Source organism: Streptomyces sp. NPDC004542, assembly GCF_040610035.1.
Taxonomy (GTDB): Bacteria; Actinomycetota; Actinomycetes; order Streptomycetales; family Streptomycetaceae; genus Streptomyces.
The window spans coordinates 14,519-27,322 of the sequence record NZ_JBEXLP010000093.1 but is presented as its reverse complement, the minus strand read 5'-3'; the positions used below and the strand labels follow the sequence as shown (position 1 = coordinate 27,322).

At 72.8% G+C, this 12,804-nt stretch carries 14 protein-coding genes and 1 pseudogene; 8 read left to right on the top strand and 7 right to left on the bottom strand.

Annotated elements, in window-relative coordinates:
• Together ABZX30_RS32190 and ABZX30_RS32185 are read right to left on the bottom strand one after the other, a co-directional pair.
• Nucleotides 1-575: maltotransferase domain-containing protein (locus tag ABZX30_RS32190; RefSeq protein WP_355940061.1), on the bottom strand; the 575-nt coding region annotated here is incomplete at its 3' end.
• 75 nt (nucleotides 576-650) lie between these two features.
• Nucleotides 651-950, bottom strand: coding sequence for a DUF5133 domain-containing protein (locus tag ABZX30_RS32185; protein WP_355940058.1), 300 nt, complete (start codon nucleotides 948-950; stop codon nucleotides 651-653).
• A 307-nt stretch (nucleotides 951-1,257) separates the two neighbouring features.
• Here ABZX30_RS32185 and ABZX30_RS32180 point away from each other — a divergent pair, with 307 nt between their 5' ends.
• Both ABZX30_RS32180 and glgX read left to right on the top strand, forming a co-directional pair.
• Nucleotides 1,258-1,764, top strand: a complete 507-nt coding sequence (locus ABZX30_RS32180; RefSeq protein ID WP_355940055.1) for a pep a2 — start codon at nucleotides 1,258-1,260, stop codon at nucleotides 1,762-1,764.
• Nucleotides 1,761-3,905 (top strand): glycogen debranching protein GlgX, encoded by a 2,145-nt coding sequence (gene glgX, locus ABZX30_RS32175; protein WP_355940052.1) that lies wholly within the window; start codon nucleotides 1,761-1,763, stop codon nucleotides 3,903-3,905. The genes ABZX30_RS32180 and glgX overlap by 4 nt, the downstream gene beginning before the upstream one ends.
• An 18-nt stretch (nucleotides 3,906-3,923) precedes the next feature.
• On the opposite strand, the gene ABZX30_RS32170 is transcribed toward glgX, so the two are convergent.
• Nucleotides 3,924-4,745 (bottom strand): VOC family protein, encoded by an 822-nt coding sequence (locus ABZX30_RS32170; protein ID WP_355940050.1) that lies wholly within the window; start codon nucleotides 4,743-4,745, stop codon nucleotides 3,924-3,926.
• A gap of 199 nt (nucleotides 4,746-4,944) precedes the next feature.
• Between ABZX30_RS32170 and ABZX30_RS32165 the strand changes: the two genes are divergently transcribed.
• On the top strand, nucleotides 4,945-5,277 hold the full coding sequence (locus ABZX30_RS32165; protein ID WP_355940047.1) for an ANTAR domain-containing protein: 333 nt from the start codon (nucleotides 4,945-4,947) through the stop codon (nucleotides 5,275-5,277).
• Nucleotides 5,278-5,324: 47 nt separating this feature from the next.
• Here ABZX30_RS32165 and ABZX30_RS32160 read toward each other — a convergent pair whose 3' ends face one another.
• Nucleotides 5,325-6,122 carry an RNA polymerase sigma factor SigF gene (locus ABZX30_RS32160; protein ID WP_355940044.1) on the bottom strand — a complete coding sequence of 266 codons (798 nt, stop codon included), beginning with the start codon at nucleotides 6,120-6,122 and terminating at the stop codon, nucleotides 5,325-5,327.
• Nucleotides 6,123-6,296: 174 nt separating this feature from the next.
• On the opposite strand from ABZX30_RS32160, the gene ABZX30_RS32155 reads away from it, so the two are divergent.
• The 3 genes and pseudogenes from ABZX30_RS32155 (at nucleotide 6,297) to ABZX30_RS32145 (ending at nucleotide 8,083) form a co-directional block, all read left to right on the top strand.
• On the top strand, nucleotides 6,297-6,752 hold the full coding sequence (locus ABZX30_RS32155; RefSeq protein ID WP_355940067.1) for a MarR family transcriptional regulator: 456 nt from the start codon (nucleotides 6,297-6,299) through the stop codon (nucleotides 6,750-6,752).
• Nucleotides 6,749-7,371: pseudogene (locus ABZX30_RS32150) on the top strand (ABC transporter permease). Before ABZX30_RS32155 ends, ABZX30_RS32150 begins: the two are co-directional and overlap by 4 nt.
• A 190-nt stretch (nucleotides 7,372-7,561) precedes the next feature.
• Complete coding sequence (locus ABZX30_RS32145; RefSeq protein ID WP_355940041.1) at nucleotides 7,562-8,083, top strand: hypothetical protein; 522 nt, start codon at nucleotides 7,562-7,564, stop codon at nucleotides 8,081-8,083.
• Nucleotides 8,084-8,278: 195 nt separating this feature from the next.
• On the opposite strand, the gene hemC is transcribed toward ABZX30_RS32145, so the two are convergent.
• From hemC to ABZX30_RS32130, 3 genes are all read right to left on the bottom strand, one after another.
• Entirely contained in the window at nucleotides 8,279-9,214 is a 936-nt protein-coding gene (hemC, locus tag ABZX30_RS32140; RefSeq protein ID WP_355940038.1) for a hydroxymethylbilane synthase, read from the bottom strand.
• A 179-nt stretch (nucleotides 9,215-9,393) separates the two neighbouring features.
• Complete coding sequence (locus tag ABZX30_RS32135; protein WP_355940035.1) at nucleotides 9,394-10,170, bottom strand: NPP1 family protein; 777 nt, start codon at nucleotides 10,168-10,170, stop codon at nucleotides 9,394-9,396.
• A 139-nt stretch (nucleotides 10,171-10,309) separates the two neighbouring features.
• Nucleotides 10,310-11,290, bottom strand: coding sequence for an ATP-dependent DNA ligase (locus ABZX30_RS32130; protein WP_355940064.1), 981 nt, complete (start codon nucleotides 11,288-11,290; stop codon nucleotides 10,310-10,312).
• 669 nt (nucleotides 11,291-11,959) lie between these two features.
• Here ABZX30_RS32130 and ABZX30_RS32125 point away from each other — a divergent pair.
• Both ABZX30_RS32125 and ABZX30_RS32120 read left to right on the top strand, forming a co-directional pair.
• Complete coding sequence (locus ABZX30_RS32125; protein WP_355940032.1) at nucleotides 11,960-12,340, top strand: DoxX family protein; 381 nt, start codon at nucleotides 11,960-11,962, stop codon at nucleotides 12,338-12,340.
• Nucleotides 12,337-12,804 carry a peroxiredoxin gene (locus tag ABZX30_RS32120; protein ID WP_355940030.1) on the top strand — a complete coding sequence of 156 codons (468 nt, stop codon included), beginning with the start codon at nucleotides 12,337-12,339 and terminating at the stop codon, nucleotides 12,802-12,804. Before ABZX30_RS32125 ends, ABZX30_RS32120 begins: the two co-directional genes overlap by 4 nt.

The following is a 12,804-nucleotide window of genomic DNA, read 5'->3' as shown; positions in this document are numbered from 1 at the left end:
AGCAGGGGCAGGGTCTCGGAGGCGGTGACCAGTTCCCGCAGCGGATACCGGGCGAGGACCTCGGCCACCTCCGGCGACAACGCCGCCGACAGCCGGGAGTCCGGGGGGAGGGAGGCGTCGCCCAGGGCCCGGGCGGCCGCCAGTACCACCGTGCGCCGCGGCCCGGCGGGCACCCCGGCGGCGGCCCGGGCGTGCAGTTCGGCGCCCTCCTCGAGGACCAGGCCGGTGTCCATCCCCGCCGGCACCTTGACCCGTGCGTGGTGCCGCCAGGTGGCCACGGGGTCGCTCCAGGCCTCTACCGTGTACGTCCACGGCCCGGGCGCGTCCGGGGTGACCTCCGCGCCCCACCGGTCGGTGCCCGGGGCGAGTTCACGCATCGGCGTCCAGGGCCCCGGCCGGCCCTCCGGATCGCACAGCACCACGTTGGCGCCGACGGCGTCGTGCCCCTCGCGGAAGACGGTGGCGGTGACCTGGAAGGTCTCACCGACGACCGCCTTCGCCGGGCGCCTGCCGTACTCCACGGCAGGCCGGACGTCCCGGACCGGGATGCGGCCGATGGTCTCGGTCGAGCTCATTGGGGGTCACCTCCGCCGTGCGTGAAGCCGGGCCCGAAGCCCGGCGGGGAATCCGGTGGGTGCCGGAAGGCCGGGTCAGTACGTTCCCGCCGTAGGCCGCCGGTCCGGCGCGGTAGCCCGCCTGGCCCGGCCCTGTGCGAGGGGCCGCCCGGTCTGCTCCTGCAGGTAGGCGGCGAGGGTGGTGCGCAGATAGCGCTCGGCGGCGTCCACGGCCTCCCGGGCGCAGCGCTCGCCCATCAGTACGCACAGGGTGTAGCCCGAGTCCTCGAAGGCGACCCGTACGGCCCGGTCGGAGGGTGAGGCGAGCATCAGCCGTTCCCACGCCCGGTACCGCCGCAACAGCCGGGCCACTTCGGCCTTAGCGGGTAGCAGCATGGCCCCTTCACCTTCCGATTCCGATGCTCTCGACTGGGCACGCCTCCCGACGATCGGGTGGCATCCGGGCACGGAGAGGCACGGATCCGTTACGGCGATCGAGGCTTTCACTTATGGTGCACGCACAATCACGCAGCGTCTTGTTGGCTCTTCAACAACCTCACCGGTGTGCTCGTGTTGCACGAATGGCGTAGCGCGCGCACTGTGGATCTGACTCAGAAGCGATCAGTGCTCACCCTGCGTGTCCGGCAGTGGGCCGGGTGGAGCCGGGACGAGCGAGAGCTTCGCCGGTGAGGAGCAAGCGACGATGAAGACCGCAGTGCCCTGCTACTACCACCTCGACGTGGAAGTCAGCCCCGAACGGGTCGGACAGGTCAGCCGCATCCTGGCCGCCCACCTCCGCCACTGGGATCTCGAGAACCACGTGGATCCGGTCCGCAGCGGCACCGAACTGCTGCTGCGGGCGATCGACGAGCACGCGACCGACAAGCACATCTCGATCGAGATGTGGTGGAACGGCCAGCACCTCATCACCGCCGTGGGCGGCGACGACCGCGACCTCCGCCCCGACCAGGACCTGCGCACCTGCCTGGCCCGCATCGCCGCGATGAGCGACGGCTGGGGCTGCTGCGCCGCGGCCGGCGGCAGCAAGATCATCTGGTTCTCCCGGCGCGCCCGCGCCGGCCAGCGCGTGCCGCTGGTCCCGACGGCCCCGGCGCCCAATCTCAACGAGGGGCTCGACGTACCCCGCGACCTGCCGGTGACCGTCCTCGCCGCCGCCGCGGCGGACGGCGCCCTGGGGGCGGCCCGATGACGGCGCGACGATCCCGGAAGGGGGTGCCCGTGTGGAGCGGGCACCCCTACCCGTTGGGCGCGTCCTTCGACGGGCAGGGCACCAACTTCGCCCTGTTCAGCGAGGTGGCCGAGCGGGTCGACCTGATCCTTGTCGACGACCGCGGAACCGAGACGCCCGCCCCGCTCAACGAGGTCGACGGCTTCGTCTGGCACGGCTACCTGCCCGGGATCGGGCCGGGGCAGCGCTACGGCTACCGGGTGCACGGACCGTGGGACCCCGCCGTCGGCCACCGGTGCAACCCGGCCAAGCTGCTGCTCGACCCGTACGCCCGGGCCGTCGACGGGCAGATCGACAACCACCCCTCGCTCTACGAACGCGAGCCGGGCGGTCCCTCCCCGGCGGACAGCGCCGGGCACTCCATGCTCGGCGTGGTCATCGACCCGTACTTCGACTGGGGTGACGACCGCCCGCCCCGGCTGCCGTACGCCGACTCCGTGATCTACGAGGCACACGTGCGGGGGCTGACCCGCACCCATCCCGAGGTCCCGGAGCGGCTGCGCGGCACCTACGCCGGCCTCGCCCACCCCGCGGTCCTCGAGCACCTGACCCGGCTGGGCGTGACCGCAGTCGAGCTGATGCCGGTGCACCAGTTCGTCCACGACGGCGTGCTCCAGGACCGCGGACTGTCCAACTACTGGGGCTACAACACGATCGGCTTCTTCGCGCCGCACAACGCCTACGCCGCCCTCGGCACCCGGGGCCGGCAGGTCAACGAGTTCAAGGCGATGGTGAAGGCGCTGCACGAGGCCGGGCTCGAGGTGATCCTCGACGTGGTCTACAACCACACCGCGGAGGGCAACGAGCTGGGCCCCACCCTCTCCTTCCGGGGCATCGACAACGCCTCGTACTACCGCCTCGTGGACGGCGACTGGGCGCACTACTACGACACCACCGGCACCGGCAACAGCCTGCTGATGCGGCACCCCTACGTGCTCCAGCTGATCATGGACTCGCTGCGGTACTGGGTCACCGAGATGCACGTCGACGGCTTCCGCTTCGACCTCGCGGCCACCCTGGCCCGGCAGTTCCACGAGGTGGACCGGCTGTCGGCGTTCTTCGACCTCATCCAGCAGGACCCGGTGATCAGCCGCGTCAAGCTGATCGCCGAACCGTGGGACGTCGGCGAGGGCGGCTACCAGGTGGGCAACTTCCCGCCACTGTGGTCGGAGTGGAACGGCCCCTACCGGGACGCCGTACGGGACTTCTGGCGGGCCGAGCCGGGCTCCCTCGGTGAGTTCGCCTCCCGGCTGACCGGCTCCGCCGACCTCTACGGGCACAGCCGGCGCCGGCCGCGCGCCAGCGTCAACTTCGTCACCGCGCACGACGGTTTCACCCTGCGTGACCTCGTCTCGTACAACGACAAGCACAACGAGGCGAACGGCGAGGACAACCAGGACGGCGAGAGCGTCAACCGGTCCTGGAACTGCGGGGTGGAGGGGGAGACGGACGACCCCGCCGTAGGGGAGCTGCGCGCCCGCCAGCAGCGCAATCTGCTGGCCACGCTGCTGCTGTCGCAGGGCATCCCGATGCTCTGCCACGGCGACGAACTGGGCCGCACCCAGCGCGGCAACAACAACGCCTACTGCCAGGACGGCGAACTGTCCTGGATCGACTGGCGGCTGACGGAGGAACAGCGCACCCTCACGGACTTCACCCGGCACGTCATCGCGCTGCGCGCCGCCCATCCCGTACTGCGCCGCCGCCGCTTCTTCCGCGGCGAGAGGGCCGCCCGCTCCGGGCAGCCGCTGCCCGATCTGGTCTGGCTGCGCCCCGACGCGCGTGAGATGACCGAGCGGGACTGGCAGCGCCCCGACGCGCACTCGGTCGGCGTGTTCCTCAACGGCGACGCCATCGCCGAACGCGACGAGCGCGGGCGCCCGGTGGTCGACGACTCGTTCCTGCTGCTCCTCAACGCCTACTGGGAGCCGGTGGACTTCCGCCTGCCCGGCCAGGCCTACGGGGAGCGCTGGGTCACGCTGATCGACACCGCCGATCCCGAGGGCGTCCCCGACGAACGGGAGCGCAAAGCGGGCACCCGGCTCAGGCTGGAGCCCCGCAGTCTCGTGCTGCTGTCCCGCCCGTCCCGCACACCCGCGTAGCCGCGCGGCCGCGGGACGTCACCGGTCGGACCGGGCCGTCACCGTGAACTGCGCGCCGTCCGGGTCCCGCAGGATCGCCTCGTCCACGTCCTCGCGCAGCACGCTCCCGCCGTGCTTCTCCGCCGCTCGGGCGCAGGCCGGCGCGTCGTCCACGGCGAAGTGGACCTGCCAGTGCGGCCGCACCGAGGGGTCGGGCACCGCCTCCGCCGCACCGGAGTCGATGCGCGCGACCACGTCACCCCGGCTGCGCAGCACGACCTCGCCCCCCTCGTACTGGACCTGGCAGCAGCCGGGCCGGTCCGAGGCCCAGTCGAGGATCTCGCCGTAGAAGATGGCCGAGTCGAAGGCGTTGCGGGTGTGCAACCGGATGAAGGTCGGTGCCGCCCGGCGCCAGGCCTCCCAGTTGGAGACGAGCTTGCCCTCCCAGATCCCGAAGGTGGCACCGTCCCGGTCGGCGAGGAGGGCCGCCCGCCCGGGCGGGAAGGACAGCGGGCCGACGGCCACCGTGCCGCCGCGTTCCCGGGCCCGCGCCGCGGCCACGTCCGCGTCCGGGACCGCGAAGTACGGCGTCCACGCCACCGCCATGTGCCACATGGTGGCGACCGCCGCGATCCCCGCGACCGGCACGCCGCCCGCCAGCGCGATGCGGAAGTGGTCGCCCATCCGGACGTCGCGCCACCGCCAGCCCAGGACGGCCTCGTAGAACTCCTGTGTCGCCCGCAGGTCGCGGCTGGTCAGACTGACCCAGCAGGGTGCACCGAACACGGAGTGCGTGGAGACGACGCGGTCAAGGTTCCGCGGGTCCGTCGTGCCGCCGGGGAGGGTGGTGTCGTGATTCATGGCAGTCGTGTCCTGGTCTCGGCGACCGGCGGCCACCGGTCTGCCACCAGTGTCCATCCGGAAGCGGTAAGGGCGCCTGCGGAGTACCCCGTCCGCGCGTCGCCAAACGGCCCGGCCACGCGTGGCAGGGCCCGGCACGGCGGTGTATCCATGGGCTGAGGGCCGCGGTGTCCGGCCCCGGGCCCGCAGGGAGGCGACCATGACCACGAACGGCCGTCGGGACGACGCCGGCCCGGACCGCGTCTTCGCCTTGCAGGAAGAGGTCCACCAGCTGAAGGAGGCCGTCGCCTCGCACGCCGTCGTGGACCAGGCGATCGGGGTGATGGTCGGGCTGGGGCGGATCACGCCGGACGAGGGCTGGGCGGTGCTGAAGGAGGTCTCCCAGCACACCAACATCAAGCTGCGCAACGTTGCCGAACTCGTCCTCGTCTGGGGCCGGACGGGTGACCTGCCCGCCGAGGTGGGGGCCGCGGTGGAGGACGCCCTGGACCGGCACGGGCCGAACCGGATCCCCGGCGCGCCGCCCGGGTGACGGACCCGGGCGACGGATCAGGGCGACGGATCAGGGCGTCCGGCGGATCACGGTGCCTCGGTCTCGGTGAGCAGTTCCTCCCGCAGGTGCGCGAAACAGCTGCTGAGCAGCCGGGAGACGTGCATCTGCGAGATGCCGAGCTGCCGCGCGATCCGGCTCTGTGTCATGCCGCGGAAGAACCGCAGGTAGAGGATCGTGCGTTCGCGCTCGGGGAGCGCCTGCAGACAGGGCCTGACCGCCGCCCGGTCGACGACCAGGTCGTAGCCGGGCTCGGGCCTGCCCAGCGCGTCCCCCAGTGCGTAGCCGTCCGTGCCGGGCATCTCGGCGTCCAGCGACAGCGCCGTGAAGCACTCCAGGGCCTCCAGGCCGGTCATCACCTCGTCCTCGGTCAGATGGGCGCGTTCGGCGATCTCGGCGACGGTGGGCGCGCGGCCCGAGGTGGTCTGCCCCAGGTCCTTCGTGGTGCTCCGCACGCGGTTGCGCAGGTCCTGCACCCGCCGCGGTACGTGCAGGGTCCACATGTGGTCACGGAAGTGGCGCTTGATCTCGCCGGTGACGGTCGGCACGGCGTACGCCTCGAAGGCACGGCCGCGCGCCGGGTCGAAGTGGTCGACCGCCTTCACCAGGCCCAGCGCCGCCACCTGGTACAGGTCCTCCAGCGACTCGCCGCGGCCCCGGAACCGTACGGCGATCCGCTCGGCCATGGGCAGCCAGAGCCGGACCAGTTCGTCCCGCAGCACCTGCCGCTCCGGGCCGTCGGGCAGTAGCGCGAGCCGCTCGAACGCCTCGGCGGTGTCCGGAGCGTCGTCGTGCGGGTGGGGTTTCGTCCTGCTGGTGCCACGCATCGCGCGCACCTCCCTCAGCGGGTGCCGGGTGGGAAGACACTCCCGCAGTCGGATGTACCAAACCACATCATCCCATCGGGTGACATAGACCGATTATCTCCCTTCCTCTCTCTCTTGACCTCCGCTTGAGAGCATTACCTCTGAAGCAGAGGTAATCTTCCTCGTGTGGACCGTGTGGAACCGGAGACCTTTCCGGAGGAACTGGCCGACACCCTGGTCGGGGTGGAGCGGCTCATCCGCCGCCGGTTGCGCGGCGGACTCACCGTGCCGCGGCTGCGCGGCGCCGAAGTGGAACTGCTGCGCCTGGTCGAGGCCCGCCCGGGCATCGGCGTCTCGGAAGCGGCCAAGGAGCTGCATCTGGCCGGCAATTCGGTGTCGACCCTGGTCAACCAGCTGGTCCGGGACGGATACCTGCTCCGGGACACCGATCCGGCCGACCGGCGCGCCGCCCGACTGCGACTGACCGGGGCGGCCCGCGACCGGCTGGGCGACTGGCAGCGCCGACGGGCGGCCCTGGTCGGCCGGCACCTGGACCGGCTGGGCGAAGCCGACCGGGAAGCTCTGCGCGCCGCGCTACCGGCCCTGCGCAAGCTGGCCGTCACCCTGCACGAGGAGGCCGGGGAACCATGACGCGGGACACCACCGCCGACGCCGTCACCTGCGCCCGGCTCGCCTACGCCTTCGGGGACGCCAACGCGGCCGACGGGCTCGACCCGGCGGTGCGCGAGGGCGAGGTCTTCGGGCTGCTCGGCCCCAACGCCGCCGGCAAGACCACCGCCATCCGTTGCATCACCACCCTCCTGCCGGTCCCGCCCGGCATGGTCCAGGTCTTCGGCCACGACGCCGCCAGGGACCGCACGGCCCTGACCTGGAACCCGCTGAAACTGCCCGGCGTCGCGGCGGCCGTCGTCCTCGCCTCCGCCTTCTTCTCCTGCCTGCTTCCTTCTTCTCCTGCCTGTCGATGACCATCGCGGGCCTCGTGCTCGGCCGCGACCGGCTGATGGGCTTCGGGCAGGCGATCACGATGCCGCTGTTCTTCGGTTCCAACGCCCTGTACCCGGTCTCCGTGATGCCGGGCTGGCTCCAGGCGGTCAGCAAGGTCAACCCGCTCAGCTACCAGGTCGACGCCCTGCGCGGCCTCCTGCTCGGCACGCCCGCGCATCTCGCCGCCGACTTCGGCGTCCTCGCGGGGGCCGCCGCGCTCGGCATCACCGCCGCCTCCTCGCTGCTCGGCCGGCTGGCCCGCTGATCTCGCCGTGGACGTGATGTGCGGCACGCACCCTCACCCGGTCGGCGGGCCCGGTGGCGGGATTCCCCCTGCGCACGGCTTGATCGTCGATCAAAGCGGGCGAATCCCCTGGCCACAGCGCATTCTGCTCATTTGACAGTGCACGGAGCACACAGATAGGAAGCAGGCCTCGGAGGTCGAGAGGGGCATTGTGTACGAGCCGAACGTGGTCGGGGACTGGCAGGAGTACGAGGAGCATGCCGGTCTGCGGGTCCGCGTCCACCGTCTGGAGGCGGCCGAGCCACCGCGCGGACGGGACGACGCCGCCGCCGGGCTGACGTACTTCCGTCTCCGGGTGACCGTCGAGAACCGGGGCGCCCAGCACTTCCTCGTGCACCTCGAGGACGGCCAGATCGACGTCCGGGTCGGCCCCGACGGGGAGGGCGCCTTCATCGACTGGCGCAACTCGCAGTTCGTCGAGGGCTTCGACGTCTACCCGCTGCGCCGCGCCACCGCCGTGCTGTACGCGGCCGGTCCCGAGGCCGCCCTGGCCCAGGTGGACGTCCAGATCCAGCTGCGGGTCGACGAGGAGTGGACCGAGCGCCGGCTGTGGGCGGGTGGCATTGGCGTGCACGAGAGCCAGGTCGGCGCCCGTGCCGCCACCGGGCCGGGCAGCCTCGCCCACCAGGTCAGCGCCTTCCTGCGGGACCAGGGAGAACCGGGCCCCGCCTAGACTGGAAGCCCGATGAAGATCTTGCTCCGGCCGCCTGGCTCGCCCTGGATCGCCGGTAAATGTCAATCGCCGTGAACCGGTGCAAGCCGGGCGCGATTTCAAGATCTTCAGGACGCTTCTAGGCCCTTTCGGCCTGGTGAGCGTCGGGCGGGCGGGGCTTTCGTCATGGGCCCTGGGTGTGCTGTCCCGGCACGTCTAGTGCGGGATACCGTCGATGATCTCCCGGGCGCCCTGCCGCAGCAGGGACACCGCGACCGATGTGCCGAGGGTGGCCGGGTCGAGGCGGCCCGCCCATTCATGGGCGTTCAGCCGGGTCTTGCCGTCGGGGGTGAACACGCACGCCCGCAGGGACAGTTCGCCGCCGTGGTCGACCCGCGCGTACCCGGCGATCGGGCTGTTGCAGTGCCCCTGGAGCACATGCAGGAACATGCGCTCCGCGGTGGCCTCCCGGTGGGTGTCCGGGTCGCCCAGTCCGCTGATCGCGTCGATCAGTTCGGCGTCGCCCTCGCGGCACTGCAGGGCGAGGATGCCCGCGCCGATCGGCGGCATCATCGTCTCCGGCGACAGCACCTCGCTGATCACGTCCCGCCGCCCGATCCGCTCCAGCCCGGCGACCGCCAGCAGCAGCGCGTCGGCCTCACCGGCCGCGAGTTTCTCCAGCCGACGGTTGTCGTTGCCGCGGAACGGCACGCACTGGAGGTGCGGGTGGCCTGCGGCCAGCTGGGCGACCCGGCGCACGGAGGAGGTGCCGATGCGGGTGCCCGGCGGAAGCTCGTCGAGGGTGAGTCCGCCGGGGTGGACGAGCGCGTCACGGATGTCGTCGCGCGCGAGGAACGCGGCGAACACCGTCCCGGCGGGCAGCGGCCGGTCGGCGGGCACGTCCTTGACGCAGTGCACGGCGAGATCCGCCTCGCCGGCCAGCAGGGCGGCGTCCACCTCCTTGGTGAACGCCCCCTTGCCCTCGACGTTCGACAGGTCGCCGAGCCATTTGTCCCCGGTCGTCTTCACCGGTACGACCTCGGTGCGCACCCCTGGATGAAGGGCGGTCAGCTCGGCGCGGACCCGCTCCACCTGGGCGAGTGCCATCGGTGAGTCGCGGGAGACGATACGGATGAGTTCCGGGACGGCCATGGGGACACGATAGTGGGTGGGCCGGCCCCCCGGGGCCGACGTACGGCCCGTGACCGCTGGGCTGTAGCGGAACTTTTCCTTCGCTGCAGCGCCGCGCCGTCGCGGAACGGCGTGGTGAGTGCCCGTCAGGCACAGCAGGCCGTCCGCGTCCAGGGCCGGGGGGGCGGTTCCGCGGGACCTCAGGCGGCCGGGTCGAAGGCGATGCCGGACGGTTCGGCCTTGGCCAGGTGCGAGGCGAAGCTGTCGTCCTTGAGGCCGAAGTGGGCGCTGCCGAAGTCGTACGCGCTCAACGTGTCGCGCAGGCCCGGCGGGTAGCCGTTCCAGCCGACCAACGGCGGGTACTGCCAGGTGTGCTTGTGGTTCTCCGGCGGCTCGTCGTTGCCGTTGGCCAGCCGGAAGCAATGGGTGCCGATGCCGTCCTTGTGGTAGACGATCTTCGGGTGCGTGCCCTCGAAACGGACCTCGGAGACCGCGTGCACGGTGAACGAGCCGTGGTTCGAGGTCGACACGTACTGCGCCTGGCCGTCGCGCACCCACACCACGACGTGCTCCCAGTCGTTGCGGTGCCCGCCGATGCTGCTGCCCGGCAGCGCCTGGTCCTTCTCGAAGTACAGGCCGTACATGTAGGCGCACCAGCCGTTGTTGCACTTGTAACGCGAGTAGCTGTTGGTGTTGTCCAGGTCGGAGGCGTCGCGACAGTTGCCGTTGAGCGCGCCCGTCGGCTTCAGACCGCCGTTGACCGTGCCGTCCGGGCCGATGGCGGGGGTCGGGTAGCAGCCGTCGGTGTCGTAGTCGAAGGCGGGCTGGAACGTCAGTTCCGCGGCCTCGGCGTTGACGGGCAGCGCCTGGGGCGGGGCGGCGAAGGCCACGGTGGGGAAGGCGACGACGAGGGCGGCGGCACCGGCCAGGCCGGCGAGCCATCTGCGGCGCTGGACGCGGAACGTACGGGACGACACTGGTTCCTCCAACGGGGGCTGGGGGCACGGCAGTTCAGCATCCACGCCCGCCCTTGCGTTGCCAAGGGGGCGGGTGCGCCCGCCTGCCGAAGCCGCGCTGCCGAAGCGGCGCGTGACAGTGGTGTGGCGTCGGCCGCTGTCAGAGCGTGTCGTCGGGCAGGTCCGCCGCCGACTCCTCCGGCGTGAGGTCCGGGCGCAGCCGCAGCCAGGACGGCTGGCGCAGCAGGCCCGCCCGGGTACGGGTGCTGTAGCTGACCTCGCCGACCAGCCGGGGCAGCACCCAGTGCGCGCCGGAGACCGGAGGCACGGGGTCGAAGGGGCACACGCCGGTCTCGGCGGCCCGCAGCAGCATGGCCAGTTCGGCCCGCTCGGCCTCGCTCCAGCCGGTGCCCACCCCGCCCACGTACCGGAGCCGGCCGGCGGCGCGCTGGCCGACCAGCACCGCGCCGGGCAGCCCGGTCAGCCGCCCCTTGCCGGGCAGCCAGCCGCCCACGACGACGTCCTCGCTGCGCATGTTGCGGATCTTGATCCAGGCGCGGGAGCGCACCCCGGGCTCGTACACCGAGTCCAGCCGTTTGCACACCAGGCCCTCGAGCCCGTGCTCCCGGGTCGCCCGCAGCGCCTCGGCGCCGTGCCCGACGACGGCGGCCGGCGTCGACCAGGACGCACCCGCCAGCCCGAGGTCCTCCAGCCGCGTCCGGCGCCGGACGTAGGGGAGGGCGAGCAAGGGGTCTCCCCGCATATGCATCACGTCGAACAGCACCAGGTGGACCGGCACCTGTGCCGCCCGGCGGGCCGCCCGGGCCGGCGCGTGGGCGAGGCCCATGCGGCTCTGCAGCAACTGGAAGTCGGCGCGCCCGTGCGGGTCGAGGGCGAGGACCTCGCCGTCCAGGACGGCGGAGGTGCCGCCGAGAGCGGGGCCGAGCGGCCGGAGTTCGGGGTAGGCGGCGGTGATGTCCTCGCCGGAGCGGTTGCGCAGCAGCAGACTGCCGTCGCCGGGCAGGTAGACCACCACGCGCTGGCCGTCCTGTTTGGTCTCGTAGGCCCACCGGGCGTCCTGCGCGGCGGGCGGCAGCGGGCCGGGCGTGGCGAGCATCGGCGGGATCAGCGGCAGCGTCACGGCGGTCACGGCTGAAGGTGTCGACCGCGCCCGGCCGGCTCACGCGCCTTTCCCGGCCGGTTCCCCTGAACGGCCGGTGCCGTGCGGTGGCGCCGGCCGGGCCCGTGCCGTTCCCCCAGCCCGCCTCGGCCGCCGCGGCCGGGGACGTGGCGGCCACCGGGGCGGATTCCGCGTCCTCGAAAGCGGTGCCGGGGCAGGAAGGAGGCGAGGGCGAAGGCGACGACGCCGGGCCCGGCCGCCCGCGCCCACCGGTACCCGGCAGGAACTGCTCACCACCGGCTGACCCCGCCGTACGCGCCCCGGCGCCGTGCTCACGACCGGGGCGCGGCACCGCGCGTTCACCCCCGGCCCGCCGGGGCGGCACCGGCCGCCGTGGGCGGGAACGCGAGCACCGCGACCGTGGCCGGCGGGCCGCTCCGCAGGGTGCGTCGGATCATGGAAACCTCCGGCTGCCGTTCTCGTGACCACGAGGCGTGGTCACGACAGCCGGCGTTTTTGCGACGGATCGTCACCGTGCCGTCCCCGCTTCCCGCGGGACACCGGGGACGCCCCCGGGAACGCGGCTCCTCGGAGCCTGCCGCGGGCTCGGCCCGTCGGACCCGGAGCGGTGTCCTCCCCTGTGTCTACCGGGGAGTAATATCCGGGTCCAGGCCATCACGAGGAGGAACCGTGCCACGGTCCGAACGCTCGCCCCTGCTGCTCGCCGGTCTGCTGGCCGCCGCGGGCCTCGCCCACTTCGCCGCACCACGCCCGTTCGACGCGACGATCCCGCGGGCCCTGCCGGGCTCGCCCCGGGCGTGGACGTACGCCAGCGGGGCCGTGGAGCTGGCGCTCGCCGCCGGCCTGGCACTGCCGCGCACGCGGCCCGCGGCCGCGAAGGCCGCCGCGGCCTTCTTCGTCGGCGTGTTCCCCGCCAACGTGCGGATGGCCGTCGACTGGCGGCACCGGTCCGCGCCGCTCAGGACCGCCGCCCTCGCCCGGCTGCCGCTCCAGCTGCCGCTGGTGCTGTGGGCCCGCGGGATCGCGCGCGGAGCGGAGGGCCGGGCATGAGCGAGCGCGTCGACGTCGGCGACAAGGCCGCCGACTTCGAACTGCCGGACGAGACGGGCACGCCGCGACGGCTGTCGGAGCTGCTCGCCGACGGGCCCGTGGTGCTGTTCTTCTACCCCGCCGCCCTGACCAAGGGCTGCACCGCCGAGGCCTGCCACTTCCGTGACCTCGCCGCCGAGTTCGCCGCGGTCGGCGCGCGGGCCGTGGGCGTCAGCGGCGACCCGGTCGAACGCCAGCAGGAGTTCGCCGGACGGCACACCCTCGGCATGCCCCTGCTGTCCGACGCGGACGGCACGGTCCGTGAGCGGTTCGGCGTCAGGCGCGGTTTCTCCATGGCGCCCACCAAACGGGTCACCTTCGTCATCGCCGAGGACCGCACGGTCCTGGAGGTCGTGCGCAGCGAACTGCGCATGAACACGCACGCCGACCGCGCCCTCGCCGCCCTGCGCGCGTCCCGGGGGTGA

Coding starts and splice junctions, on each gene's coding strand:
- glgX (WP_355940052.1), top strand. CDS start 1,761: ATGACGGCGCGACGATCCCGGAAGGGGGTGCCCGTGTGGAGCGGGCAC.
- ABZX30_RS32160 (WP_355940044.1), bottom strand. CDS start 6,122: ATGCGTGGCACCAGCAGGACGAAACCCCACCCGCACGACGACGCTCCG.
- ABZX30_RS32165 (WP_355940047.1), top strand. CDS start 4,945: ATGACCACGAACGGCCGTCGGGACGACGCCGGCCCGGACCGCGTCTTC.
- ABZX30_RS32180 (WP_355940055.1), top strand. CDS start 1,258: ATGAAGACCGCAGTGCCCTGCTACTACCACCTCGACGTGGAAGTCAGC.
- ABZX30_RS32170 (WP_355940050.1), bottom strand. CDS start 4,745: ATGAATCACGACACCACCCTCCCCGGCGGCACGACGGACCCGCGGAAC.
- ABZX30_RS32185 (WP_355940058.1), bottom strand. CDS start 950: ATGCTGCTACCCGCTAAGGCCGAAGTGGCCCGGCTGTTGCGGCGGTAC.
- ABZX30_RS32120 (WP_355940030.1), top strand. CDS start 12,337: ATGAGCGAGCGCGTCGACGTCGGCGACAAGGCCGCCGACTTCGAACTG.
- hemC (WP_355940038.1), bottom strand. CDS start 9,214: ATGGCCGTCCCGGAACTCATCCGTATCGTCTCCCGCGACTCACCGATG.